This is a genomic window from Stenotrophomonas sp. STEN087, assembly GCF_056759115.1.
Genome location: NZ_JBRRCR010000012.1, coordinates 19,595 through 44,619, shown reverse-complemented (window position 1 = coordinate 44,619; position 25,025 = coordinate 19,595). Strand labels below are relative to the sequence as shown.

Below are 25,025 nucleotides of genomic sequence, written 5' to 3'. Positions count from 1 at the left end.
AGGCCCGTGCGTGAGCCTCCCGCGATTCCACTGGGGTGATCGGTGACGCGAGACTTGGACTAATTGGATGCACCAGCCGCCAAACCGCCAGCTTATTGCAACCCCCGCATGGCCGCCTTGAACTTTCGCCGCCTTAGATGTAAAAAGCGTAGACGCAATCAGGAAGGGAGCAAATGGCAAGGATCCTTGAGTTCGCGATTCGTAATTTCAAAGGGGCCGAAGACCTTTCCATTGATATGGAGGGCAAATCTACCAGTCCAGTCCTGACGCTCATCGGACTTAACGAAAGTGGCAAAAGCACGATCTTAGAGGCCATCTCTCACTTTGCTACTGGCGACAAATCCATTGCCAGCCTGTTTGACGGCCAGTATGCGCAAGCCTCGGCACTTAGCCTGATTCCGCTACACAGGAAGGCGGCATTTACCGGCAAAATTGAAATTTCAGCGACCGTTATTCTTGATGATAAAGATGTAAAGGAAATCGAGAAGATCGGAAGAATCCAGAAGCACACGATAAGTACCGCACATATATCAGAGCCTTTCCAAGTGACACGCACATTCGTGTTTGAGGATAGTGCGCTCAAACAGTCGGTGAACTATTGGAACTTCGATTTTCGCGTCAAGAAGGGAAAAGAGGCAAAGTTCAAGTACTACCGGCGACCGGCGTCCGGATCAGATAATGTAGACCTATGGACACTGGTTCAGCGCTATATAAATGAACACCTCGAACAAATTGCATACTTCCCAACATTTCTCGTAAATCTCCCGGAGCGAATTTACCTTAGGGAGCACGACGACGAAACCGGCGTAAATCGCCACTATCGCTTTGTCCTTCAAGACATTCTTGATAGCCTGGGTGAGGGACTAGACCTAGGAAAGCACGTATGCAAACGAATCGATGAATTTCAGGCGAAGGAGGCGAACGCATTTTGGCTCTCAAATCTTCTCGGCAGCGCCAGCAGAAGCCCGATCGATTCATTGTTTCAAAAACTATCAAACGCGATAACCAAGGAAGTTCTCGGAAGCTGGCAAAAAATTTTCCAGCGAGCTATCTCCGCCAAGAGCATTGCCGTCGAATGGAACATTGACGCAGAAAAAGGCGGCCTTCCTTATGCATCATTTTACGTTTCAGACGGTGAATCGCGATACGCAATCAACGAACGTTCACTTGGCTTTAGATGGTTCTTTTCTTTTTTACTTTTCACTGGCTTCAAACAGGCCAAGCAACGGAAGACTATATTCATCTTCGATGAACCAGCAGCGAACCTGCACGCAAAGGCCCAGGCAGAACTATTGACCAGCTTCTCTAGAATCGCGTCGAACGGCAACAAGATCATCTATTCGACGCATAGCCATCACATGATAAACCCAAGCTGGCTTGGGGCAGCATATATAGTAGAAAATGCCGCGCTCGACTATGAAAAGGAAGATAGCTTCGGCTTAGACACAAAGCCCACGAAGGTCTCGGCGACCCCCTACCGAAGGTTTGTCGCGGACTACCCGACTCGCTCGAGTTACTTCCAACCGGTAATTGAGAAGTTAGAGTACGTAGTTCCCGCCGTAATTGGTGCCGGTCCATATGTAATCATCGAAGGAATTTCCGATTATTACGCCCTAAAGATCGCGGAAAGAGAGAAAAAAATTAAACCGAAATTCAGCCTGATCCCGGGAAGCGGATCGGGCTCATCAGGCCCACTAATCAGTCAGATGCTTGGACAAGGCGTTCCCTTCGTTATTCTCCTTGACGACGATAAGGAAGGTCGAAAAGCGAGAGATAAATATATCAATGAGTGGTTCCTTCCGACCTCAGTTGTTTTGACTCTTGAGGACATTTCTGGTGAATTCAAGGGAATGGCATTAGAAAATGTTCTCGGGAAGGCCGCAATGGCGCACATACAGGAGGCACTCTCGATTGCCAAGGAACCAACCAAGAAGCAACTTGGATGGTATCTCGCAGAATCATTGGGTTCCGCCAAGGCAGACTCCCTGCCCAGTGAAACGATTGATCGGCTGTCTTTGGTACTAAAGGAAGCCGAGCGGCACCTACTCAACCTTCCTTAGCGACTGTTTCGATTACTCTTGATTAATCGAGGAAAAGCGCAATGGCCCTCAGCTAGCTTGGCTCAAAATCAAGATCAAGATCAAGAATCACTTGACCTCAAACCGCATCCTCGCAATTTGCCGGGATTTCTACTCAGAGACCCCGCGCTAAGAGCGCAGGCTCGATTCAAGTGTTGTCGTAAGCGATAGAGAAGCCAAGCGACTAGCCATGGCTAGTGACCTACCCCAGGTACGGAGAGTTCACAACGATAGATTGTGCTACTCATCCATATGGCAACAGGGATAAGCACCTTTTCCATCAATCGTTTACCACCGCCGCAAACAAAAAGCCCCGACCTGGGCCGGGGCTTTTCTACAACTGGTGCCGGAAACAGGAGCCGTTAAGACAAGTTCGGCAAAGCGTTGAGGCTACTGCCACAAGGCTTTCAGCTGTACCCTTTGTGCCCGCACCTTGTACCCGCACCACAATGCCCCTCCCCTCCGGCATCAAGCGCCGTGGCAACAGCTACTCCGCTCGCTATGTGCTTCCTCGCTCTGTGCAACGCATCGTAGGCAGGCATGACCTCGTGCAGGCGCTAGGCACCAACTCCCTATCTGACGCCGTGGAACTGGCTGCACCAATAATCGCGGGATGGAAGGCGTGGGCAGTCGCCATCGGCAAGGGAAATGCTGAGCATGGTCCTGAGGTCTACATAAGGCGCGCTGAGGTGGCCCAACGTTTGATCCGAGACGGCATCGACCAGTGGTCGCCAGAACTGATCGTTGAGCGGGCGCGAGAGAGCTACGCAATGCGTCAATCGGGCGAGGTCAGCGCCAACGACGTGTATGCCCAGGTATCGAACGACGTGGAACAGTATGTCAGCCAGCAGGAACAGGCAGGCCACCCCATCGACACAGACGGCCTAAAGCGCGCGCACAGGGCTGCGCTAGGCCAGCTTGGGACAACTGTAGCGGACAGCCTAGAGAGCTTCCTTAAGGAGCGCTCGGGAGACCTCACGACGCAGTCTCTGGCTGAGGTGGAGAAGCGGTGCAAGGCGTTCGTCCAGTGGGTCGGACGCAGCACCGAGATTGCTACCGTGACCCGTATCGTTGCCGGGCAGTTCGTTGCCAAGGTAATCCAGCCCCGCGACGTGTCGAGGGTGACGAAGACAAAGGAAGTATCCGCCTGCCGCGTATGGTTCCAGTGGGCCATGCTTCGCGGCCAGATTGACGCCAATCCTTTCGACAGGATGCAGGCGACGCTGAAGAAGTCGAAGCGCGGGCAGGAGGCTACACGCAGAGTGTGGACTGAAGGGGAACTGCTGGTCGTGCTGAGAGGGCTGAAGGATGATCGAAGGGAACCTCTGCTGTACCCCTTGACTCTGCTGGCGCTGTATACGGGGATGCGATTGAACGAGGTCTGCAACCTCTCTGTGTCCGATTACGATCCAGCAGCCCAAGTGCTGCACGTCCGCGAAGGCAAATCACACGCGGCGGTGCGTATGGTCCCGATTCACCCGGCCATCGTGCCCACCGTCGCAGCGCTTGCGGACGCCACACCTGATGGCTATCTGCTGCCGGGACTAGTGCCAGGCGGCCCGGACCGTAAGCGAGGTCATGGCATCGGCAAGACGTGGGGCCGACGCATCCGTTCCCTCGGCATCACCGACCGTCGCCTAGTGTTCCATGCGCTGCGCGCCACCTTCATCACATCCGCCCTCAACGGCGGGGCTCCCAAAGAAGTGGTGCAGCAGGTGGCAGGCCACGAGCGGGAGGGCGTGACCATGACGAGCTATGCGCGGATATTGAGCCTAGACCTGTGTCGCGCGGCAGTGGCAGGGGTGGCCTTCAGGGCAGTTGAGGCGTACACCCAAACAGGCGGCAGTGACCCCGAGCTCCCTGTCTAGGCTACATCGCGATCCATAGGGCTACCGCGCACCCGATCAAACTACCCCTCCCTTCCATCTCAAAAAATTCTTACTTTCCCGCCCCGAACATCTGCATAACTCGCCATACCATAAAGAATACTGCCCCCGCGATTAGCAGGTAGAACTGCGCCCTCATAAGCCGCGCGTTCTTAATGTTGAACTCCTCCATTTGTTGCGATGCGATTTGCTCTGTCTGCGCAATGTGGTTCCCTGAAATTTGCGTCTCTCGCTCTGGCGTAAGAAAAGCGGCCAGTTCAGCATTAATTCGCACGACCATCATCACCGTCTCGATCCGCTTTAACCCCAGATAGAAGCTCAAAACCCACAGGCCGACCGCTGCCACACAAACGAATGAGGCAATGCTTGGCGCAAGCCCATCAAGCTTTTGCAGTCCGAACCCAATCGCTGTACCCGTCGCCGCCAATAAGAAATAAGCGTACTTGTCGTACATGTCATTGTGCTGCTTCCGCAGTTCCATGGACTCTTGACGCGAGAAAGCCATCGCAACCCCCTCCCCCTTTGATTACGACAATTCTATGGCATCTCGCACACGGTCATTCATCAGGACCTCCAAAGCGACCTGTCTAGGACCCGCGCTGACTACGACCGATGATCCCGTCACCTTTTCCAGAGGATGCGCTAGAGAGTTGACCAGCGTTTCTCGTCGAGGCATCGTTTGCCCTGATTGCGCAAGGAAGCCCATCCGTGAACTCAATCCCACTCACTCTCTTAGTTGGGCTTTCGATTCTGACAGCCCCCAGTCAAGCGGTAGCCCAATCGCCATTGAGTACCGCGCTACTGACGGATGCGGGATGGCACGGGGTCCGAGGGGGTGGGCAGGTGCATCAACCCTCCCTGTCCGCTACGCCGCCCTGGGTGGACGTATGGCAGCGAATCCCGCTGGGGAATCAGTACGGTGTGTGGTCCTACCGCAAGATACTGATCGACTGTGCAGCCTGGACGCAGGTCCCCTTCATGACCATGGATGGCACAGGAAGGTTTGCTTATTGGGGCAACACCAGCGAGACCATCAAGGCAGCTTGGGCAGCACCGGGGCTGGACGCTAACTCAATCATCGGGCCAGTGTGCGGCCTGTACGGCTACACGAAGCCGCGCAACGGCAGCAGCCAGCCCGCGTCGGATCAATCCAATTACGTAGAACGAGTGGATAAGCCAGCGGAGAAGCGGCCCTCACCTACCCCCGCGCTGAGGCCACACCCGCAGCCTGAGGGGTGACCTTAGGTGGCCGCTGGTGGGTGTTATGCGGTCCTGTTAATGTGCGCCCAGCGCGACGCGGGGGCGTCGGGAGAGCATCGTCATGGATATGGAGACCGTCGAGACTTGGGCAAAGCTGATTGCGCCCTTCGTCTCCGCACTGCTGATCGCGGGTTTCAAGTGGTACACCGAGGGGAGACCTCGTGTTATCTCCTATCTCGTCCAGTCATGGGGCGTGAAGATTGACGACAGCGCCGACGGTACGCCCGGCGCAATCGTGCACTCTCATTCAATAGTGGTCGCAAACACAGGCCGTAAGCCAGCTACAGGCGTGCGCGTTACCCACGCCATCAAGCACCCGCTGCCCTCCCACGCCATCCATCCGCCGATTCAGTACAGCATCGAGACCAACCCTGAGGGCTATCAGCAGATCGTCTTTCCGGTGCTGGTCCCGAAGCAGCAGGTAACCATTTCCTACCTGTACTTCCCGCCCCTCTTCTACAACCAGATTATGGGGGATGTCGTTAGCAACGAAGGCATGGCCAAGATTCTGGATATCGTTCCCCTGCCCCGGCCCAACCGCATCGTGTACATGGCTACATGGCTGCTGACAGTTATTGGCGGCTCTGTGGTTCTCTATTGGGCGTTCCGCCTGGCACTCTGGCTCGCCCAGCACGCATAGAGCCGAGGCAGCCTGAGGTTGCCTGAGGTGTGACCTTTGGTGTCCTAGAGTGTTCCGCCGTTTTTGCTGCAATTTTCCGAAGCGGCATCGATAGGTCATCGCGGTCCAAATCCCCCCTTGGGGGGGCAGGCGAAGACATTGGAGGGGCTGGGGTGCCCCGGCCTGCGCCACGTTGGCGAGCCAACACCATTCGCGACGGTCGCCCAACCCACGGGACAAAATCGGACAGTCTGTCCCCGCAACCTCTGATACCTGCACACGTACGCGTTACACATGGTCAGTGATTCACCGCTTGTCATAGCCTTGGCACATGATTACAGTTCGTCACACGAACGAACGACTATAAGTGCGACGGGCCGCCGCCCCGCCCGCTGCACCAGCGAAACTGACTTAAACCAGCTTGGGAAGACGAAGTAGCGCTGGCTTGCCTGTCCTCAGCGCCAGCTGCCGCTTGAGGCGATCCAGAAACCCGCGAGTGCGAATAGAATTCCGTGGATTCGTCGAAAAATCGTCACCACTCATAATGTTAACCGCCAATTCGGTATAAAGCTCAAGTGCTTTTACCGCATACCTGTGCAGCGGCGCATCAGCTTCATCAGATGCCAACCAAGCGAGAGAAACCCTACTAAGGTCACCACCGACCTTCTCGAGCAATTGATTCGCGACATAGAGGCCCCAAGGGGTGCCATGGATGCCGAGTATCGCCGCCATGATAGGATCATCATCATCATCCCCGATTACCGACTCTAGAGTTTCTATTCTGTGCTCTTCGACAGCGAGCGCCAACTTCCAGACAAGAAGAACGCGCTCAGCCGTAATCCCTCTTGGAAAGATGGCCTTGTAAAGCTTGTCATACAAATCTGACTTTCGCGCCACTGAATCCAGGACAGTTTCATCCGACAGTGCCGCGAGATACTGAGTGATGCGCTCGAGCTCAATACGCTTCACGCTCCGAAGCAGTTTCGCACCCTCTTGTTTTGGCGCATAAACATATTCATGCGCCGCGAGACGCTGCCTGAGGGACTCCTGCGTCGGATCCAGAAGACGTACAGCAGATAGCTTTACCGGATTCTGGGTGTTGTTGTAACGCACAATCTCCGTCAGCAGCGCTTTCCTCGCCCCAACGACGCGCACTAAAACTTGGGATTCACCAGCCTTTTCAGATCGCTCAATCGCGCGACACAGACTTACCGTCGTTTGACAACCATTAACGATTGAGAACCTTGACAGTTTGAAGCGGCGCTCAGAGAGCTGCTCATAACTATCCGCAACAATAGTGATCCCGTTATTCAGCGCCCAGAATACACCCGGCTTAACCTCAGCCGTTTCAATAATCTTCTCATTTATCCCTCCCTTTCGCGAACCCACGAAAAGTCGGACATTTCCTTCAAAAAGCTTGTTCTGATGCGCCTTAAATAGGCGACTGAGCTCTTTAGCGGCCAATGTGCCTACGACCGCCTGACCAAATTCGCCTTTCAGAGAGATTACCGGGGTACTGAAAGAGAGAGTGTCACTATCAACGGATCGATCCGCCGCTTTAGCGACCACGTAGTTCTCGTAAAGCTTTTCCTGCGCTTCGTACAAGAAGGAAACGTTCGGCCCGTAGGCCTGACTCTTTCTGGCAGCTTCAACGTGGCGACCTATTTCTGCATTATTTGCCGACACGGATACGACGCCGAACAGAAGACTGTAGTCATCCTGATTCAGATCCTTCAGCCGCTCATAGATATCGGACCGCCCGCCGTGCTTAAAGCTCGACGGATCCCGGACGCTACCCACAGCGGCAGTGAGTGAATTCCACTTTTTTACTGGCGTAGCACGATCGATTCGATCAGCCACATACCCTTGCAACACGACAATCTGGGCCTGCTCCTCATCAACGTAGATGAAGTCGCATCCGTTGTCTCCCGGGCCATCAACGGACGCTGCGTCGATTGCTTCGTCTTCATCAACCCCGAGGAGGGTCGTCGCATACCATGCAGCCAGAGCCTTTTCCCGACTCATGCCGCCGCGCTTCGCCAGCCCATCAATCGCCCCTAGGAGCTCCTTTCGCTGTTCTGCAAGAGACTCTGCCGCCACACTTCCCTCCATTGGATTGACCTACGCCGTCGCCCGTCGCCCGCCTCCGAACATGTGAAACCTATCACAGATCGCATCAGTTGCAACGCTGCCCAGAACCCCGAATGACACCCTGCAATTCTTTCTGAACTTTGGGGCACGAGGCGTTTCACCTGGACACGCTGTTCTTGACCCGGGTAGGTGCCGTTCGAAGGAGCGCGCATTGGCGGACGCACCTCTGGCTAACCGAGTGACTCATTTAGATAGCATGTGCGGACCGTGAGTCATACTATCTGGCAGGCCCCTCCATTCGCTCCCGATGAAGAAGAAGCTCCTCTCAAAACGCGCTAAACGCCACGTCCGCGTGTCTCCCATTACAACGGATACAGACGAGGTGTTAAGCAAGCAACTGACCGAAGCTCAACGACTCGACTCGGTGCTAGGGCAAGCTCTAAGGTTCTTATTGGGAGCAATGTTCGCCAGCGCGATTCTGTGTGCCTTGTTGGCATTCGCCAAGTGAACCGCAGGAAAGCGGAGCGTCCTACTCTGGATCACTTGAGTGGGCCTGCTTTTCATTGAAAAAATTCGAGGCACCACTCATCGACCGTAAATGGGCAAATCCCCCCTTGCCCTCCCCCGCGTTCCCCTGCGCTGCTTACTCGCCACGCTTCGCGTGAAGGCTGGACTTCGCAGACCGCCCAGACGCACGCAACTCCCCATTGTCATCGGCGCCACATTTCTCCTTGATGGTGCATAGCGATCCTTTGCCTTCACTCGACCTGGGCTAGACGCTTTGCGAATGACATGTATCATTCCGACTATCGAACGTTAGGTACTTTGATACAGCATGCCTGTCACCCCCCGCTTTATCGCCTACTACCGCGTGTCCACTCGCTCTCAGGCCGCATCCGGCCTTGGCCTTGAGGCTCAGCGCACAGCCTGTGAGGCACTTTCTACGCAGCGCGGTGGCGTGATCGTTGAGACGTTCACCGAAGCCGAGTCCGGCAAGCACAACACCCGTCCTGAGCTACTAAAGGCGCTGCGGCTATGCGCACTCACTGGAGCAACATTGCTCATTGCCAAGCTGGACCGGCTTAGCCGTAACGCCGCCTTCTTGCTGACGCTGCGTGACTCTGGCGCACGATTCATTGCCGCTGACATGCCCGATGCCTGTGAGCTGACGGTCGGCATCCTCGCGCTGGTAGCAGAGCAGGAACGGGTAGCCATCTCAAACCGTACCAAAGCCGCCCTACAGGTCGCCAAGGCGCGTGGCCAGGTGCTGGGCAACCCCAATGGTGCCGAAGCGCTGAGGCGCGCCGGGAAGGGCAATGCGGCGGCCATGAAGGCAGTGCAGAGCAAGGCGAACGCTTTCGCACGGAGACTTGAGGACACGGTAAGGGAACTTCAGAACACCGGCGTCACCACCTTGGGCGGCATCGTGTCCTCACTCAATAGTCGCGGGATTCTGACACCTAGAGGTGCTGAGTGGACCCGTGCGGGTGTTTCGAGATTGCTAAAGAGGCTGGAAGGGCAAGCCCCAGGTTGAACCCCATACCTCCGCGTCCGAGGCGGGCGCGAAGCCGCCACGTGGCAGACAGAGGTGACGCGCGACGGTCACTGGCTGGCACCACCAGAGGCAGCAACGGCGCGGCTGAAGGGGTGTTGATGCGGTTGGCCGCGAACGGGCCGCTGAGCGCGTACAAGGCCGAGTAGGAGCACAAACCGCAACCATCGAAGCCACGGCGCGCATGATGATCGCTTAAGGCCAGGAAAACCCACGAAGCTTGCGACTGAAGCGCCGCAAGTTGGGCTCCCTTCCCAGCGGCGAGCGCAAGCCATGGACACCCACAGCCGCCATGCGGTTGCTTAGGAAGCTGCGAGAGCGCGAACAGGGGTGACCTGAGCGAACCGTATGCGGACAAGTAGATCGCCAGTCGCTGTGTGAGGCTCCCCTGAGCAGCTTCAACTCAAAACACGTTGCCTGCAAGATCGCCGACGTTCAATTCGCCCGGACCCTTGTAAGCGGGAAGCATTTTTTAGCCGACGTTTTAGCACAACATCGCACCCTCAACATGAGGTCAAACCTCGCACGTCTCATCTACCTACCTTCAGTCGCGCCCAGAACCTCTCACCGCCTCCATACCATTGCTATGGACTATAGGCACCGCTGAACCGAGGTCTGAGCCTACCCTCGGAGAGATAGAAGGGACGAGCGAGCTTTGCGTAATAGTGTTCGACCAATGACCAGGCAACTACCACATCAACCAGGGCAGACAGTACGCTATCGAAGACGATCACCCGATCTCGAAGAGCTATCCCTCAAAGTCAAACTACTGAGCATTTCCTGCCAATCTCCCGATGAGCAAGACGAGCATTGGATCTGCCCTCTCCTGCCCTGCCCTACTTAGTAGATGCCAGCTCCTTTGATGTATACGCATAAGTACACCTCTCCCTTCGACGGAACGGACTAGCCCCTTAGGTGTATACGCATAACTACACCCCTCCCTTCGACGGAACGGACTAGCCCCTTAAGTGTATACGCATAACTACACCTCTCCCTCCGACGGAGCGGACTAGTCCCTTAGGTGTATACGCATAACTACACCTCTCCCTCCGACGGAACGGACTAGCCCCTTAGGTGTATACGCATAACCGCACCTCTTTCTCGCCACAACAGACCAGCCCCTTAGGTGTATACGCATAAGCGTTCACTGATCGGGTGACCACTCTTGCCGGTCCAACCCGGCAACACCCAGGACTACTTTCATGCCGTCTGCGCCCAACCTGCGTGGAGCTTCCGCGCACCCGATGTTCACCGACGAAACCCAGGAAGGCCCCAGGTTGCAGGATGGGCGCTTCTATCCACCGTCCCCCATGGAGAAAGCGGAACACACCTCTGCGGCCCTACGCCAACTGCACAGGGAGAAAAGTATGGCGTTCATGGCGGCACGCGCACCCCTGAAGAAGGGTCGGAAGCTTCCGCCTGACGCCCCTCGCAAGCGCGCACCCAAGAAGCCGCGACTGCCTGCTGATCTTTCCACAATCGATCCAAAGGATTACCGGATGCGCCTTAAGGCAGAGGGTTTCGTCACTGCATCGGGTGTCCGCTACTTCATGGCCCTTCTCAAGATGCAAGGCGAAGGCACACAGGTGACCATCCCCGCATCCACCAACCTCCCCGCACACACCATCCTAGAGAAGGTAGGCAAGCTCTCTCGGGCCGCTGGCTGGAATCCCAGCCTCCACCTATCCTGCTGCCCTACAACACTCGGCCTGGTCGTGCGATGGCAGCGCCCCAACGAACCGGCCCCTCCCCCCTACTCGTCGCGATTCGGTCTGGACCAACTCGCAGGCTGCGGGGAGTTCTTGGACATTCCCTTGTCCATGTTCCCCAACGGTATGAAGCGCTCCGTGCAGGTCCGCGCGGTATACCTAGACCATGCAGTCAGCCGCCGCAATGTGAAGCGCGCCAAGTACCCACAGATCGACGTACTTCCAGACGACGAGTGCCGCCCAGGCATCCTGACTGCCGTACTGAAGTCCGCCGACCACGACCTCCAGGTCAATGGGCGGAGTCTCCAACCACACTCCTAGGAATGCTCTGAATATCCGCCCGCCGACCACTCACTCGCCCGGCTTCTCGCTTAATCCTGCTAGAAAGCAGCGGCGAGACAACTGCGAGATCAAGACCACTTTCTCCTGAGACAAAGCCATGTCCATGGACCAGACTGATGCCAAATTCTGTTGCACCAACTACATAGACGGCGTCCAAATCACACTTCTAAAGCTATGCTTGGACACAGTAGGCTGCCTGAGCATTCGCTATAGAGACAGACAGATCATGTGGAGGCAACGACGTCTCAGTGAGCTCCCTTGACGTTTGACCTGCTGAGAGCCGCTCGACCATCTTACTCATCACACCCCCCCCGCAAACACGCATTCAACCAGTCACCAGCTGAAACGATTGACGCTTCGGCACCGATGCCCTGAATGACTTGGTCAGGGGTAAGCTTGCCTCCATACCGATTGCCGTTCCGATCCTCAAATACAGCCGTGGTGAGATAGAGTCTGGATCCATCTGCAAGTTTGTATGTTGTGTTGGATGTAGAGTAGCCAGAGGTCGCAGCGCCGAAAGAGCGTGTGAGAGGCCTCCCACGAAAAGCCACTGCGACGGCCTCACCAGAGCTTGCTGTCCGACCTGACGTCACCACCGCGACGGGCAAATTTCTTAAATCCGGCACGTCGATAGCTCCTTCATAGCCTTTAAGAGTCCAAGAACTGGAAGAACCGTCTCTGTAACGAAAGCTCCCCATCCCTTCCGAACCCAGCAAAGGCGAGAGGCCGTCAAGCATCGGCCACATGTTTCCACCCCTGTTTTTGCTGAGGTCAACGATCCATGATCTAGCTCCGGCCTTAGTCCCGTTGCTAAGAGCTTCGCGGATGCTGTTCGCAAAGACGCGCTTAAGGTCATCGTCCGTTCCACGGAACATCGGCACATGAATTACCGCGACCCCAGGGCGAAGCATGCGCCAAGTAGCAAGCTCCATTTCGGCTTTAGATATCATTTCCGCCTCCTGAACGCCATCAGGCGAGTTCAGAAAGCTATGGCCGTCACCCAAATCCCGCAGAATTGCTTTAATGGCCGAGCGCGCTTGCCAAAGCGTGGCATCCGACGCTGGCTGCCGCGCCGTGGTGACCCCTGGATCTAATGCGTCGTAAGCCAAGGCATGAGCCTTGATGAGGCCCACTGCCTCGGCATAGATCGCCTGCGCGTGCGCTTCTCCAGCGCTGCCGGGCTCAGCCGATTCCACCCTCAGGCCCTTCGCCTCTAGTCGGGCTTCATTCTCGGCCACAAAAGAAATGACGACAAGATCATAGGACTTTGGCAGTTCCATCTGGATCAGGACTTCATCATCGGACGCACCACCCTCGAGCCGTCTCGTTGCACGTCCGACCGTCTTCTTGCCATCGAAAGCGCGCAATTGAACCGACGCGACGCCCTCTGAAATCAAGTGACGCGCCGACAGCTTGAGTGTCTTTGAAGCGTAGTCTTGACTGTCCAATGCATACGTCGCCCGACAGGTCGAACCGATGTTGGCGTAGACGAAAACCATGACGCTCTCCCCAACATGGAGATTACCTTGATGGTCAACACGGCAATCCTGCTGCCCTTCCTCTCTCGTGCTCCAACCCAAGGGGGGAAAGCCAGCGAGATTGCAGGCTGCAAGAACGCCGCAAACCACAAATACGAACACCATGCGCAGACACTTCATGAGGACTTCTTCTTTGTTGGATGAAGACTTCTCTTGTAAGAGCGGCGCAACAAGTCCCAAAGTGCTGCTTCTTGTCTACGACGAGCGCTACTAAGCAAACGATCACACTGCATGTGAAACAGGCTCCACAACATGTTCCAACGACGGCCTCAGGAGAGGCTACCAATCGAAGCGACGAGAGCGGAGATCAGGCCTGCTAGGAATGCTCTGAGTGGTCGCCGCTGAGTACTGAATTCCCGGCACCGGGGTGATCCAGAGCCATCAGACACAAGAGGTTACATTGTTTTTCCGCCCTCGGAGCGCCCTTGCTCGCCTCTTGGTGAAGGCCAAGTGGGGAGGAGCACGTAATCCGAGCAATGAAATTACGCCCCCCCCCGTCCAGCAGACAGCCTTAACCAGAAGGTCTAGATTTTCTCGGCATCTCGCCGCCCCTATCTGTCTTTTTCTCCTGCTCACAAGGCACCAAGTCCCGCAGACTGGTCATGAATGACCGACCTAGTGGACTTAGTCGAGTCAACCTGATCCTACCGTCGTGCGGTGCCAAGAAGACTTCAATCAACCCCAACTCCCGAAGTATGCGTAGGGATCTACTAATGGTGCTTTGGGCAACAGGGACAGCCCTGCTCATCTGCTTCTCGATACTACGCGCAGACAATCCCACGGCATCTACGCGCCATAGCGCCATAAGGAAGTAAATCTGGCGTAGCGTGGTGTCGGGCCCCATCAGATCAGAGAGACGCCGTATCGGAAGTTCTAGCAAATGCGATTGACGTGAGACCGGCCCATAGGGCGCGTCATTGGCTACGACAGCGTCGCGCTGCGCTTTAGAGGGGCGCGGTGACCTCATCTCCGCTTGCCCCTGAAAGTCGTTCCAGAGCGCGTCCGGAGGTCCACTATAAGCCGGGCCCGAAAGGGAAGACAGATCATGAGGTATCGGCCGTATGCCGTCTTCCCTGCTGCGGTACTGGCAATTTCGCCAGGAAGCAACCGTTCTAGTGCAAGTTTTAGCATTGCGTCAGCCTGATTGTGGGCAGACCAGAACTAAAGCACAGCCCCGCAGATATCGAAAATCCAAACTATCGCCAATCAACGATGCAGTTCGGCTGGCGGATACAGTCGGAATCGACACGGGAGCCGTTGCTGGCGACGCACCCACTCTTCGCAAGTCGCCCGCTACCAGGTGACCTATCGATCTCTCGAAGGGCATGTAGCCGAGCGAATCGCCAACGAGGTCGTCGTACCTAGCTCCCATCGCGAGAGTTGCAGGTATCCCCGCTAGACCACAGGTTGTGGCAGATCTTGACCAACTCGACCACACAGCGCGTCCAGCCGGGAAATAAGAATCGAGGGATCGAACAGCCAGCAGAGAATCTGCGCAAACAGCAACGCAGCGACCACAAGTGGGGCTCTCAGGATCGTACCGTCGTGCTTCCAGTTGTACCCCACAGGTGTACCGCAGGGGATCGTAAATCGCTGATTTGTAAGCGATAGGGAAGCATGGTGCCGGAAACAGGAGTCGAACCTGCGACCTACGCATTACGAATGCGCCGCTCTACCAACTGAGCTATTCCGGCTGAGCAGGCGATTTTACGGGCAGCCTACCCCGCTGGTCAATCCGCCCCTACCCGGTTGGCACACGGCCGCCCGGCGGCGAAGTCGGCCAGGTTGCCCAGGGTGATGGCCGAGATCTCCTGCAGCGCCTCCACGGTGAAGAAGCCCTGGTGGCCGGTCACCAGCACGTTGGGGAAGGTCATCAGGCGTTGGAAGGCCTCGTCGTCGATGATCTCGCCGGACAGGTCCTGGAAGAACAGCGCGCTTTCCTGCTCGTAGACGTCAATGGCCAGGTGGCCCAGCCGCCGCGATTTCAGCGCGCGGATCACCGCGTGGGTATCCACCAGCCCGCCACGCGAGGTGTTGACCAGCATCGCGCCGGGCTTCATCCGCGCCAGCGAGGCGTCGTTGATGAGGTGCTGGGTGTCCGGCGTCAGCGGGCAGTGCAGCGAAACGATGTCCGCGCGCGCCATCAGTTCGTCCAGCGCCACCCGCTCGCCCACTCCGTCGAAATCCGCCGACGGGTACGGATCATGGCCAAGCACGGTGCAGCCCATGCCACGGAAGATGCGCGCAGTGGCCAGGCCGATCTTGCCGGTGCCGACGATGCCCACGGTACGCCCGTGCAGGGTGCGACCCAGCAGGCCATCCAGCATGAAGTTGCCTTCGCGCACGCGGTTATAGGCGCGATGGGTCTGCCGGTTGAGGGTCATCACCAGCGCCAGCGCATGTTCGGCCACGGCTTCGGGCGAATAGGCCGGCACGCGGGCGACGAACAGGCCCAAGCGCGCGGCCTCGGCCAGATCGACGTTGTTGAAGCCGGCGCAGCGCAGCAGCACGGCGCGCACGCCCAGCGCATGCAGCGCCTGCAGCACGGGGGCATCGAGGCGGTCGTTGACGAATACGCAGACGGCGGCGCAGTCCTGCGCCAGTGCCGCGGTGTGCACATCCAGCGCGGCGTCGAAATGGACGAACTGGAAGCCCTGCCCGGCGCCGTCGCGCGCGTTGGCTTCTTCCAGGAAGCGGCGGTCGTAGGGACGGGCGCTGAACACGGCAATCTGCATGGCGGGCCTGCACGGGAAACCTGCGCAGACCATAGCGCACCGGCGGCGGTCATGCCGCCGGTGCGCCCTTTACTCAGAACGCGTAGCCGAGGCCCAGCATCACGCCGTTCTGCACCTGGCCATCGCGGCGCTCACCCACGTAGTCGACCATCACCGACAGGCGGTCGCTGGCGCGGCTGGTGACGCCCAGGTTCCAGGCCAGCACCTGCTCGCCCAGGGTCTGGCTGCTGCTGCCGAACACCAGGTCCGGGGCCGCGGCAAAGCCGGTGCTGTAGCGGGCCTGGGTGTCGCCCAGTTCCTTCTGCCAGACCACGCGGGCGCGCGGGGTGATGCGCTCGCCGTTGTTGCCGTCGAAGGTCTTGAACAGCTGCAGGCCGGCACCCACGCGGATGCTTTCCAGGCTGTCGCCACGGCCGGCCAGTGCGCCGGCGCCCTGCCCTTCGTTGAAGCGCGTGGCCGAGGTGCGCGCGTAATCCACCACCGGCAGCAGCGGCTGCACCACCAGGCCGTTGCCGGTGGTGAAGCTGAAGCCGTGCTCCAGGCGCGCGGAGATCGCATCGTTGTTGTACTTGGCGCGCAGCGGATCGCCCAGACCGTCGATGCCGGCAATGCCGCGACGGGTGTCGTGGCGCAGGTCGGTGTAGCGCACGGCCGCCGACAGGTAGCCACGCGCATAGGTGGCATCGATGTAGCCACCGATATCCAGCGCGCGCACGTCACCGGTGAAGCCCGAACCATCGCGGGCCTTGGTCGACATGTCCGCCGCGGCCACGCTCACGCCCAGGCTGACGCGGTCATCGGCCACGCGCGTATCGGCACCCAGCACGATGCCGCCCACGGTGTGGGTCAGGCCGGCCACGCTGCCTTCGCCATCGATGCGGCCGTGGCTGCCGAAACCGCGACCCCAGAAGCCGTGGTTACGCGCGGTGCCACCGAAGTCGGCACCGCCAGCGACGCCCTCCGCGGCCGGCTCGACCAGATGCATGGCCAGCTGGTTGAACAGGCTGCCATTGGCCATGCCCGGCTGTGCCGACGCCGCCTGTGCTGCCTGCGCGGCCAGACCACCGGCATCACCGCTGCCGCTGCGCAGGCCGGCCTGGTGCTGGGTGACCACGTTGCCGATGCTGCCCAGCAGGGCGTTGTCGGCCAGGCGCAGGCTGGCGTGCGCATCACCGCGCAGGGCACCGGCCTGCTGCGCGATGACATCGCGGTCGGCAAACTGCAGCGCGCCCAGCAGCGACTTCAGGCGCGCGTCCTGGCGATCCCCTGCGGCGGCCAGGGCGATGCCCAGGCTCTGGTTGCCGTTGCTGGCGGTCAGCTGTGCCAGCTGGTCGAAGCCCGGGTTGGCGGTCAGCGACAGGCCGTCTTCGCTCTGGTGGATGTTGAAGCTGAGCAGCGAGTTGTGGCGCGGGCGGAAGACTTCGTTGTCGGTGATGCTGGCGCTGTAGCCGGTATCGCCCAAGCGCACTGCGTCGGCAAAGCCATCCTCGTAGATCGGGCCGGTGACCAGTTCGCGCTGGTAATTGCCGGCGTAGAAGCCCTGGGCGACGTTCAACTCCAGGTGCGCACCCGGCGAGATCACCAGCGCGCCATCGGTCTGCCCGCCATCGTAGAAGCTGCCCACGCGCAGGCGACCGGCGGCACTGCCACCGGCTTCGGTGACATCGAACAGCACGTTGCCGCCCGGCATGATGTTGACGTAGCCGTGGGTGACCAGGTCGCCACCGCGCGGCATCAGCGTGCCGTACACGCGCAGGCGGTTGAAGCCGTCCTCGCGCAGCGACGGGCCGGTGGCGTCGAGCAGTGCATCGGTGTCGGTTTCCAGCGAGGCGATGTCGCCGTGGCCGACCACCAGGCCGCCGGCCATCACCCGCACTTCCGGTGCGCGCAGGGCGCCGCCTTCCAGGGCGATGGTGCCGCCGTCGACCAGCATGAAATCGGCACCCGTGGTGGCCGAGGTGCGCCAAGTGCCGCCCTTGGCAACGCGGATCACGCCGGCCGAGTTGGCCAGCGCGGAGGCATCCAGGTCGGCCAGGCGCAGCTGGCCCTGCAGGAACGCCTGGTTGCCCGGATTGTTGAGGTAGTCCTGCAACGAGAACTGGCCGACGCCATTCGGACCGTTGGACGCCAGGTTGTAGAGGGTCACCGCATAGTTGATGTAGGTGGTGTCGTACTCGTCGTCGTTCCAGCGCGCGAAGTCATCATCCACCAGCGCCTGCAGCTGGCGCGCGGTGGCCATGTAGCCCGGATTGATGTCACCGCTGACGTTGCCGGTGACGCTGAGGGTATCGCCCGGGTCGCGGTAGCCGGCCTCGGTGATGATGTTGTTGCTGCGGATGTCCTGGCCCGGGAAGAGCTGCAGGTTGCGGCCGCTGCCATCGGGATCGAAGCTGACCGAGGTGCCGGTGGTGCGCGACGGGTCGCGGAACACCAGCAGGCCGTTGGGCGCCACCACTTCATACATGGCCTTGTGCAGCAGGCCGGCATCCATGCCACCGCCGTAGTTGCCGGTGTAGATCTGGGTCATGCGCGGCGACGGGCTGTAGGTGATGCGGCCGCCGCTGCTGGCGGCGTGGATCTGCACCGAGTCGACCACCGGCAGGTCGCCGGCCAGGTAACGGTTGACGCCGCCGGACTGCATGATCGAGCACGACGAAATGCAATGGCCGGACACGATGGTATCCAGGCCCTGGGTGCGGATGATGGCCTGCAGCCACTCACCGGCGATCAGCGCGCCACCGTTGGAGGTGCGCAGCACGACTTCGCGGATCGGGCGGCCTTCTTCCTGTGCCTTGGCCAGCAGCGCCGGCAGCGCGACGACGTCGGCGAAGGTCACGCCACCACTGAGAACGACGCGGTCGTCCTGCACGTGGTAGTTCATCGCCGCTGCGTCGCCGATCGCGCCCAGCGTTGCCATACCCACCAGGCCGGCCAGGGCCAGGCTCAACTTCGAATGCTTCATTGCGGTCTCTCTCTCCAACCCGCACCACGCGGGATGAAAGCAGAACGCCGCAGCGCACCGAACACCCCCAGTGCGTCGCACGCGAAAATCTGAACTCATTCATCCAAGCATGTCGCAAACGACACGCACTTCCCCCTGCGGTCATGGTCTTGTAAAACTCGATGACGCGTTTGTCGTTCGAGGCCTTCCCCCTGTCCGCCCCCTCCCCCCTGCCCCAGCGCGCGCCGGACCCGGCCGGGGTTCCGGATGCCTTCATCGCCTTCATACGTGAGGAACGTGCGCCGCTGTGTGCCTTCCTGCGCATGCGCGGTGTCGGCCCGGAGGATGCCGAGGACATCGCGCAGGACAGCATCGAGCGGCTGATCCGCTACCGCGGCCATGGCACCGACGAGCTGCGCCTGCTGCTGTACCGCATCGCCCGCAACCGCCTGGCCGACCGCGGCCGTTCGCCACACGCGCGCGGTCACCTGCCGCTGGGTGAACGCGACGGCAGCGAGGAGCCGCACGGCACTTCTCCCGACCCGCTGCGTCAGGCAGAATCCGGCCAGATGATCGCGCTGCTGCGACAGGCACTGTTCAAGCTTCCCGAACGTGCCCGCGAGGTGTATCTGCTCAACCGCATCACCGGCATGAGCTATGCACAGATCGCCCGGCACTGCGGCATCACCGCCAAGACGGTGGAAAAACACATCGCCCGTGCCCTTCAGGGCCTGCGCAAGGAGCTGGGCAGCAATCCTCTCCACACTGATGGAGATAGTGAGTGACCCGCGACGCATACATGGATGACACGTTGCTGTTCGAGCGCGCAAGCGCCTGGGTGGCCCGCCTGGAGGCCCCCGACTGCACCTCGATCGAGCGCGAAGCGTTCGAGGACTGGCTGGCCGAGCACCCCTCCCACGTTACCGCCTGGGCGCAGGCCGAGAAGCTGCACCTGCGCAGCGCTGGCCTGTCCGGCGACCCGTGGCTGCGCACCGCCGCTGCCCGCGCCGCGCGCACTCCCAAACGGCGCTGGCTGCCCTCGGTGGCGGCGGCGGCCGGCGTCTGCCTGGCCGTGGGTATCGGCTGGATGGTCTACACCGACGGCAACCCGACGCCGCAGATCTACGCCAATGCCAGCCACCTGCCGCAGGTGCGCACGCTGGCCGATGGCAGCGTCGCCACGCTTGATGCCGGCACCACGCTGAGCGCCCGCTTCGGCTGGCGCAAGCGCGAACTGGAACTGGAACGCGGCCGCATGCAGCTGCAGGTGGCCGCCTCCCTGCGCCCGCTGCGGGTGCAGGCCGGCGGCAGCAGCATCCGCGACATCGGCACCACCTTCCAGGTCGAGCGGTTGAGCGATGGCCGGGTGGAAGTGGCCCTGCTGGAAGGCGCCGTGGAAGTAACCAGCGGCAGCGCCCAGCACACGCTCGCCCCGGGCCAACAGCTGCAGGTGTCGCCGTCCGGCCGCATCCAGCCGGGCCCGCAGCTGGCCACCACCGCCGCGGCCGAAGCCTGGCCCGAGGGCCGCCTGGTGTTCGATGCAACGCCCCTGTCCACCGTGGTCGAACGCATGAACCGCTACGGCAGCACGCCGCTGGTGATTGCCGACCCGGACATCGCCGACCTGGCCGTGAGCGGCAGCTTCCGTGCCGGCGATCCGCATGAACTGCTGTCTGCCCTGGAACTGGGGTGGTCGATCGCTGGCCAGCCGCGCAAGGATGGCGCGCTGGAACTGCGCCGCACTTACTGAGGCGGCGCGGATGCCCAGCCCCGGGGCACTGCGGCAGCGTTTGATGGTCCTGCTGTGGCTTGCCCTGGCCGGTGCCACGGCCGCTGCAGAATCGCCCACCGCCGCCTCGGTCGAATACCACATCGCCGCCGGCCCGTTGGCGCCGGCGCTGCAGCAGTGGGCGCGGCAGAGCGGCGTATCGCTGGTGTTCGATGCCCGCGAGCTGGCCGACCTGCGCACGCCCGGAACGCAGGGACCGCAGGAACCTGCCGCTGCGCTGAAGGCGCTGGTGGCCGGCCGGCCGGTCAACATCCTGCGCACGCCCGGCGGTGGCTACGTGCTGCGTCGCCATGCCATGGCGGCAGCAGCGCCTGCGGTGGTTGCGCCGGCCCCGCCGCCGCGACCGCAGCGGCCGGCACAGGTGGACCTGGCACCGATCCACGTGACCGGCAGCCGCCTGCCGCGCACCTCCGTGCAGACCACGTTGCCGGTGACGGTGATCGAGCGCGAGGACATCCTGCGCAGCGGCTACGGCACCCTGTTCGATCTGCTGCGCCACCTGCCCGGCATGAACGGCCACCCGCCGCTGAGCACCTCGCGCGGCGGCGATTCGCTGTACCTGCCGGTGGGTGCGGCCGCCACCACCAGCCTGGATGGCATGGGCCCGCGCGCCACGCTGTTTCTGGTCAACGGCCGCCGCCTGCCGCGCTACCCGATGGTGTCGCTGGAGGAAGGCGGCCTGACCGACCTCGGCGGCATTCCGCTCAGCTTCGTTGAACGCATCGAACTGGTGCGTGGCGGCGCCTCGGCCATCTATGGAGCCGACGCGATGTCCGGCGTGGTCAACATCATCCTGCGCGACCAGGCCGAGGGCCCGGAAGCCACCCTGCAGACCGGCGTCAGCGGCCGCGGCGATGGTGACCAGCACCGCGTGCAGGCCGCCACCGGCGGTGTGCGTGACAACGGCGACCGCTGGTTTGCCGGCCTCGACCTGCACCGCCTGCGCCATGTGGCCGGCGACCGCCGTAGCTGGCATGCCGACAGCGAGCTGTACCCGATCGGCCTGATCCTGGCCAACGGCGATTACTACCCGGCCAGCGAATGCCATGCGCCGCTGCAGGAGGACGAGGATGGCTGCTGGTACGACAGCGTGCGCCCGCGTTCGCTGCAGCCGGCCTCGGACACGCTGTCGGGTTATCTGCGTTACCGCCATGAGCGCGGCGAAGGCCGCTACGCCTATGTGGAAGCGCGTGCCAGCCACAACCGCCAGCGCTTCGAACTGGGCCCGACCGCAGTGGCGCTGGATTTCAACCGCAACGCCCTGCTCAACGTGGTGCTGCAGGAGGGCGGCGAGGTACAGCCGCGCGTGCGCGCCAGCGAAGGCGACCTGACCGTTGGTATCGGCCGCGACCAGCGCGGCCGCAGCTGGGAGGCCGGACTGAGTGCGCAGCGCAGCCAGGTGGACCTGCGTACCGGCGGCGCCGTGCGCAGCGAACGCCTGTTGGAGGCCGCGCTCGCGCTGGACTTTCTGCCCGGTTTTTCCACGCTGCCACCGGGCCTGGCCGACGAACTGTTCCCGACCATCCGCAATCGCGGCCGCACCACCCAGCTGCAGGGCTGGTGGGGCGTGCAGCGCGAACTGATGGATCTGCCGGGCGGCAAGGCACAGCTGGCTACCGGCCTCGACCTGCGCCAGGAGCGCTGGACCTCGCTGCCCGATCCGCTGCTGGGCAAGGGCGAACTGGCGCTGGGCCTGCCGCTGGAACAGCGGCGGCTGTCGCGGCCGAGCAGCGCGGCGTATGCCGAACTCGGCCTGCCGCTGGCCTCGACGCTGCGCCTGGACCTGGCCGCGCGGCTGGACCGCGATGATGGTGACAGCGCGTTCTCGCCGCGTGCCGGCCTGCGCTGGAGCCCGAGCCCGCACTGGTCGTTCCTGCTGGCCAGTGGCCGCGGCTTCCGCGCACCCAGCCTGTTCGAACGGCGGCGGCCACCGGCCTACTTCGGCCTGCTGGCCCTGCCCGCGTCGGACACCCTGCCGCCGTGTGCACGCACGCTGCGCGGTGGTGGCTGCGCGGTGGAAGTGGACGTGGTGGAGAACGACGCACTGCGCGCTGAAACCTCGCGCAGTCACTCGCTGGCGGCCAGCTGGACGCCCACCGACGCGTTCTCGCTGTCGTTGACCCACAACATCGTCGAGCTGCGCAACGAGATCCTCGCGCTGCAGCCCAGCGATGCGCTGTGGAACCCCGATACGTGGGAACTGGATGAGCAGGGCCGCCTGCGCGACCTGCGCCTGTCCTTCGACAACATCGGCCGCACCACCTCACGCAACTGGGTGCTGCGCGGCGAGTACCGCATCGATGCCGGCCGCGATGGCCAGTGGCTGTTTTCGCTGGATGGCCTGAAGCAGCAGGAGCTGCGCCGCGACCGCGCGCACGGTGCATCGGTGGACCTGCGCGGCCACGCCACGCCTACCTTCGCCGGCATCATCAACGTGCAGTGGCAGAACCCCTCGTGGGACATCGCACTGCGCGGCAACCGCGTGGGCCGCACGCGTGCGTGGCTGGCCGGCGAGGACTGCCCGGTGGAGCAGCGCGAGGCGCATCGCTGCATGAACCCCGCGCAGCTGCGCTGGAACCTGCACGTGGCGCGCAAGCTGAGCCCGCGCGTGGTGGCAGCGCTGGACGTGCACAACGTGCTGGATACCGCGCCGGTGAACTACCTGGTGGGCAGCGGCGGGCAGATGGCCGGGCTGGATGATCCGCTGGGGCGTTACTTCCTGTTGACGCTGCAGTTCCGGTGAAGCGTAGTACGCTGCGCCCCCTGTTTCGCCAACACCTGCTTCCATGAAAGGACAACTCTGGTTCTGGGGCGCCTTCCTGCTGTTCTTCGCGCTGCCCTTCCCCTGCATTCTGTATTTCGGCGCCGATGGCTCGATCCCGCATGCTGCGCGCACTGCGCCTTGGCTGGCGCTGGCGCTACTGGCCGCTTCGCTGAGCTTGTGGCTGATATTGCTGTACGTCTTTCTGCATTTCCTGATGCTTGCGCCACTGCGTGCGATCCACCGTGTACGCGATATCCTTGCCCACGGCGAGCCACGCAACGCGCGTGTCGAACACGCCGAGCAGACCGGGGTGCATGTGCGGGGTTTTGCGCAGTGGAAACTGCAGCTCTCGTTCGACAATCTTTCCGGCACGCCGATCACCGATCCGCTGGTGCTGGTCGACAGCAAGCCGCACCTGCAGCGCTTTGCCGTTGGCAAGGCGCTGGAGGCGCGCATAAGCCGTTCGCCCGGCGTGTTTCCCAACCTGGTCCTGGCCGGTGCGGCCCCGGAAGTGGACGTGGCCAGCCTGTGCCGTCGTGCGGCGGCCGGTCTGCTTGGCGTTGCTGTTGTGGTGATGGCTTATGTCCTGTGCTGGCGCCTGCAGAACGAGGGCCAGGGCTGGACCTTTCTTTCCCTCGGCCATCCGCTGCTGGTCTGCCCGCTGGTGCTGTGCGCGTATGTGGGCGGCCTGCGCCTGCTTGGCCGCGCGTTGCAGATGGATGCACGTGGCGAGGCGCTGAAGTACCGCGGCGTCGGCGTGCGGGCCGACGTGCTGGCTGTGCGCCAGACCGGCACCTACATCAACGAACAGCCGCAGCTGGAATTCCAGTTGCAGTTCACCGACCGCGACGGTGCCGTACACCAGGTCAGCGTACGCCGCATCGTATCGCTGCTGGACCTGGCGACGGTACCGCGCGACGCGGTCACCCTGCTCTACGATCCGGATGACCGCACCAACGTGCGGATGGAGCTGCCATGAAGCGCCCACCTTCCACCGCCCTTATCTTTGCACTGACCGTGCTGCTGCTGGCAGCGGTTGCGGTAGCAGGTGGCGCACTGGATACACTGCGCGAGACGCTTGCCGGCCAGCCGCTGTCCGGCGCACCCGGCGAGTACACCCGGCAGCGGGCCGCCGCCTCACCTGCACCTGAACCTGTGCAGGCTGCACCGCAGTCATCCAACCTGGTGTTCGATACCGAGCGTCTGCAGGCCGCGCGTGACGCGCTGGAGGCCATGCCTGCCCTTCAGGGCAAGTCCCTGCGCATCTATGGCGGCATCAATGTCTATGGCGATGGCCGCATCAACCTCGACCTGATCGATCCGGACGTGGCCGGCAACGTGGACAGCTACCACTTCGCGGATGGTGCGTGGCGCAAGGGCGAACCGGTCAATCTGCACCGGATGGGCAGGTTGTTCAATCTGCAGGACAACAGCGCGGCCCTGGATGACATCGACTTCACCGCCGTGGCCCGTGTCGCCAAGGCTCTGCAGGAACAGCGCGGAACCGTGATGGCCACGCCGGAGAAGGTCGACTACGTGTATCTGGTCATCCGTAGCAACGCACGCCTTTCCTGGCGCCCAGATGAAGTGCATGGTGACCGCAGGAGCATCAGCCTCACCTTCGACAAGGCCGGCACTCTGCTGAAGGTGGCTGAAAAGAACTGAATCGGAACGGCGACCTGGATGCGCAGTCTCCGTCTTTTCACAGCGGGCAGCCTAGA

The 25,025-nt window shown here is 61.3% G+C and carries 16 protein-coding genes and 1 tRNA gene; 9 read left to right on the top strand and 8 right to left on the bottom strand.

The annotated features are described in order from the left end of the window. Nucleotides 1–173: 173 nt before the first annotated feature. Nucleotides 174–2,060 carry an AAA family ATPase gene (locus tag ACVOK1_RS05280; protein WP_481561339.1) on the top strand — a complete coding sequence of 629 codons (1,887 nt, stop codon included), beginning with the start codon at nt 174–176 and terminating at the stop codon, nt 2,058–2,060. 467 nt (nt 2,061–2,527) lie between these two features. Continuing rightward, the gene (locus tag ACVOK1_RS05275) at nt 2,528–3,946 is read left to right on the top strand and encodes a tyrosine-type recombinase/integrase (protein WP_481561338.1); all 1,419 of its coding nucleotides are present in this window, start codon (nt 2,528–2,530) and stop codon (nt 3,944–3,946) included. A gap of 70 nt (nt 3,947–4,016) precedes the next feature. On the opposite strand, the gene ACVOK1_RS05270 is transcribed toward ACVOK1_RS05275, so the two are convergent. Beyond that, entirely contained in the window at nt 4,017–4,418 is a 402-nt protein-coding gene (locus ACVOK1_RS05270; protein WP_197617012.1) for a hypothetical protein, read from the bottom strand. Between the two features lie 867 nt (nt 4,419–5,285). Between ACVOK1_RS05270 and ACVOK1_RS05265 the strand changes: the two genes are divergently transcribed. Continuing rightward, complete coding sequence (locus ACVOK1_RS05265) at nt 5,286–5,864, top strand: hypothetical protein (protein WP_197617010.1); 579 nt, start codon at nt 5,286–5,288, stop codon at nt 5,862–5,864. Between the two features lie 390 nt (nt 5,865–6,254). On the opposite strand, the gene ACVOK1_RS05260 is transcribed toward ACVOK1_RS05265, so the two are convergent. Continuing rightward, nucleotides 6,255–7,943, bottom strand: coding sequence for an AIPR family protein (locus tag ACVOK1_RS05260; protein WP_481561337.1), 1,689 nt, complete (start codon nt 7,941–7,943; stop codon nt 6,255–6,257). Nucleotides 7,944–8,769: 826 nt separating this feature from the next. Here ACVOK1_RS05260 and ACVOK1_RS05255 point away from each other — a divergent pair. Continuing rightward, entirely contained in the window at nt 8,770–9,468 is a 699-nt protein-coding gene (locus tag ACVOK1_RS05255; RefSeq protein ID WP_481561336.1) for a recombinase family protein, read from the top strand. Nucleotides 9,469–11,830: 2,362 nt separating this feature from the next. Here the strand turns inward: ACVOK1_RS05255 and ACVOK1_RS05250 are convergent. From ACVOK1_RS05250 to ACVOK1_RS05225, 6 genes are all read right to left on the bottom strand, one after another. Then, nucleotides 11,831–13,195 (bottom strand): S41 family peptidase, encoded by a 1,365-nt coding sequence (locus ACVOK1_RS05250; RefSeq protein WP_481561335.1) that lies wholly within the window; start codon nt 13,193–13,195, stop codon nt 11,831–11,833. Then, nucleotides 13,192–13,329, bottom strand: coding sequence for a hypothetical protein (locus tag ACVOK1_RS05245; protein ID WP_404830573.1), 138 nt, complete (start codon nt 13,327–13,329; stop codon nt 13,192–13,194). Before ACVOK1_RS05245 ends, ACVOK1_RS05250 begins: the two co-directional genes overlap by 4 nt. Nucleotides 13,330–13,586: 257 nt before the next feature. After that, complete coding sequence (locus tag ACVOK1_RS05240) at nt 13,587–13,823, bottom strand: ArsR family transcriptional regulator (RefSeq protein ID WP_404830572.1); 237 nt, start codon at nt 13,821–13,823, stop codon at nt 13,587–13,589. A gap of 870 nt (nt 13,824–14,693) precedes the next feature. Continuing rightward, a tRNA-Thr gene (locus tag ACVOK1_RS05235) sits at nt 14,694–14,769 on the bottom strand. Nucleotides 14,770–14,805: 36 nt separating this feature from the next. After that, nucleotides 14,806–15,810: a 2-hydroxyacid dehydrogenase gene (locus ACVOK1_RS05230; protein ID WP_481561334.1), complete on the bottom strand. Its 1,005-nt coding sequence runs from the start codon at nt 15,808–15,810 to the stop codon at nt 14,806–14,808. A gap of 73 nt (nt 15,811–15,883) precedes the next feature. Continuing rightward, nucleotides 15,884–18,772: an autotransporter domain-containing protein gene (locus tag ACVOK1_RS05225; RefSeq protein ID WP_481561333.1), complete on the bottom strand. Its 2,889-nt coding sequence runs from the start codon at nt 18,770–18,772 to the stop codon at nt 15,884–15,886. Between the two features lie 302 nt (nt 18,773–19,074). On the opposite strand from ACVOK1_RS05225, the gene ACVOK1_RS05220 reads away from it, so the two are divergent. From ACVOK1_RS05220 to ACVOK1_RS05200, 5 genes are read left to right on the top strand one after another with little or no spacing between them, the layout of a single operon-like run. Then, nucleotides 19,075–19,536 (top strand): RNA polymerase sigma factor, encoded by a 462-nt coding sequence (locus tag ACVOK1_RS05220; RefSeq protein WP_406236496.1) that lies wholly within the window; start codon nt 19,075–19,077, stop codon nt 19,534–19,536. Between the two features lie 14 nt (nt 19,537–19,550). Beyond that, a complete protein-coding gene (locus ACVOK1_RS05215; RefSeq protein ID WP_481561357.1) occupies nt 19,551–20,501 on the top strand; it encodes a FecR family protein in 951 nt (316 codons plus the stop codon). A 10-nt stretch (nt 20,502–20,511) separates the two neighbouring features. Then, entirely contained in the window at nt 20,512–23,283 is a 2,772-nt protein-coding gene (locus ACVOK1_RS05210; protein ID WP_481561332.1) for a TonB-dependent receptor domain-containing protein, read from the top strand. A 43-nt stretch (nt 23,284–23,326) separates the two neighbouring features. Continuing rightward, a complete protein-coding gene (locus tag ACVOK1_RS05205; protein WP_481561331.1) occupies nt 23,327–24,283 on the top strand; it encodes a hypothetical protein in 957 nt (318 codons plus the stop codon). Next, nucleotides 24,280–24,969, top strand: coding sequence for a hypothetical protein (locus ACVOK1_RS05200; protein ID WP_481561330.1), 690 nt, complete (start codon nt 24,280–24,282; stop codon nt 24,967–24,969). Before ACVOK1_RS05205 ends, ACVOK1_RS05200 begins: the two co-directional genes overlap by 4 nt. Nucleotides 24,970–25,025: the final 56 nt, after the last annotated feature.

Bases quoted from the DNA above. Each gene is read 5' to 3' on its own strand.
- ACVOK1_RS05275 (WP_481561338.1), top strand. From the start codon at position 2,528: ATGCCCCTCCCCTCCGGCATCAAGCGCCGTGGCAACAGCTACTCCGCT.
- ACVOK1_RS05240 (WP_404830572.1), bottom strand. From the start codon at position 13,823: ATGAGCAGGGCTGTCCCTGTTGCCCAAAGCACCATTAGTAGATCCCTA.
- ACVOK1_RS05220 (WP_406236496.1), top strand. From the start codon at position 19,075: ATGCGCGGTGTCGGCCCGGAGGATGCCGAGGACATCGCGCAGGACAGC.
- ACVOK1_RS05215 (WP_481561357.1), top strand. From the start codon at position 19,551: ATGGATGACACGTTGCTGTTCGAGCGCGCAAGCGCCTGGGTGGCCCGC.
- ACVOK1_RS05280 (WP_481561339.1), top strand. From the start codon at position 174: ATGGCAAGGATCCTTGAGTTCGCGATTCGTAATTTCAAAGGGGCCGAA.
- ACVOK1_RS05250 (WP_481561335.1), bottom strand. From the start codon at position 13,195: ATGAAGTGTCTGCGCATGGTGTTCGTATTTGTGGTTTGCGGCGTTCTT.
- ACVOK1_RS05210 (WP_481561332.1), top strand. From the start codon at position 20,512: ATGCCCAGCCCCGGGGCACTGCGGCAGCGTTTGATGGTCCTGCTGTGG.
- ACVOK1_RS05270 (WP_197617012.1), bottom strand. From the start codon at position 4,418: ATGTACGACAAGTACGCTTATTTCTTATTGGCGGCGACGGGTACAGCG.
- ACVOK1_RS05200 (WP_481561330.1), top strand. From the start codon at position 24,280: ATGAAGCGCCCACCTTCCACCGCCCTTATCTTTGCACTGACCGTGCTG.
- ACVOK1_RS05230 (WP_481561334.1), bottom strand. From the start codon at position 15,810: ATGCAGATTGCCGTGTTCAGCGCCCGTCCCTACGACCGCCGCTTCCTG.
- ACVOK1_RS05225 (WP_481561333.1), bottom strand. From the start codon at position 18,772: ATGAAGCATTCGAAGTTGAGCCTGGCCCTGGCCGGCCTGGTGGGTATG.
- ACVOK1_RS05245 (WP_404830573.1), bottom strand. From the start codon at position 13,329: ATGTTGTGGAGCCTGTTTCACATGCAGTGTGATCGTTTGCTTAGTAGC.
- ACVOK1_RS05265 (WP_197617010.1), top strand. From the start codon at position 5,286: ATGGATATGGAGACCGTCGAGACTTGGGCAAAGCTGATTGCGCCCTTC.
- ACVOK1_RS05205 (WP_481561331.1), top strand. From the start codon at position 23,327: ATGAAAGGACAACTCTGGTTCTGGGGCGCCTTCCTGCTGTTCTTCGCG.
- ACVOK1_RS05255 (WP_481561336.1), top strand. From the start codon at position 8,770: ATGCCTGTCACCCCCCGCTTTATCGCCTACTACCGCGTGTCCACTCGC.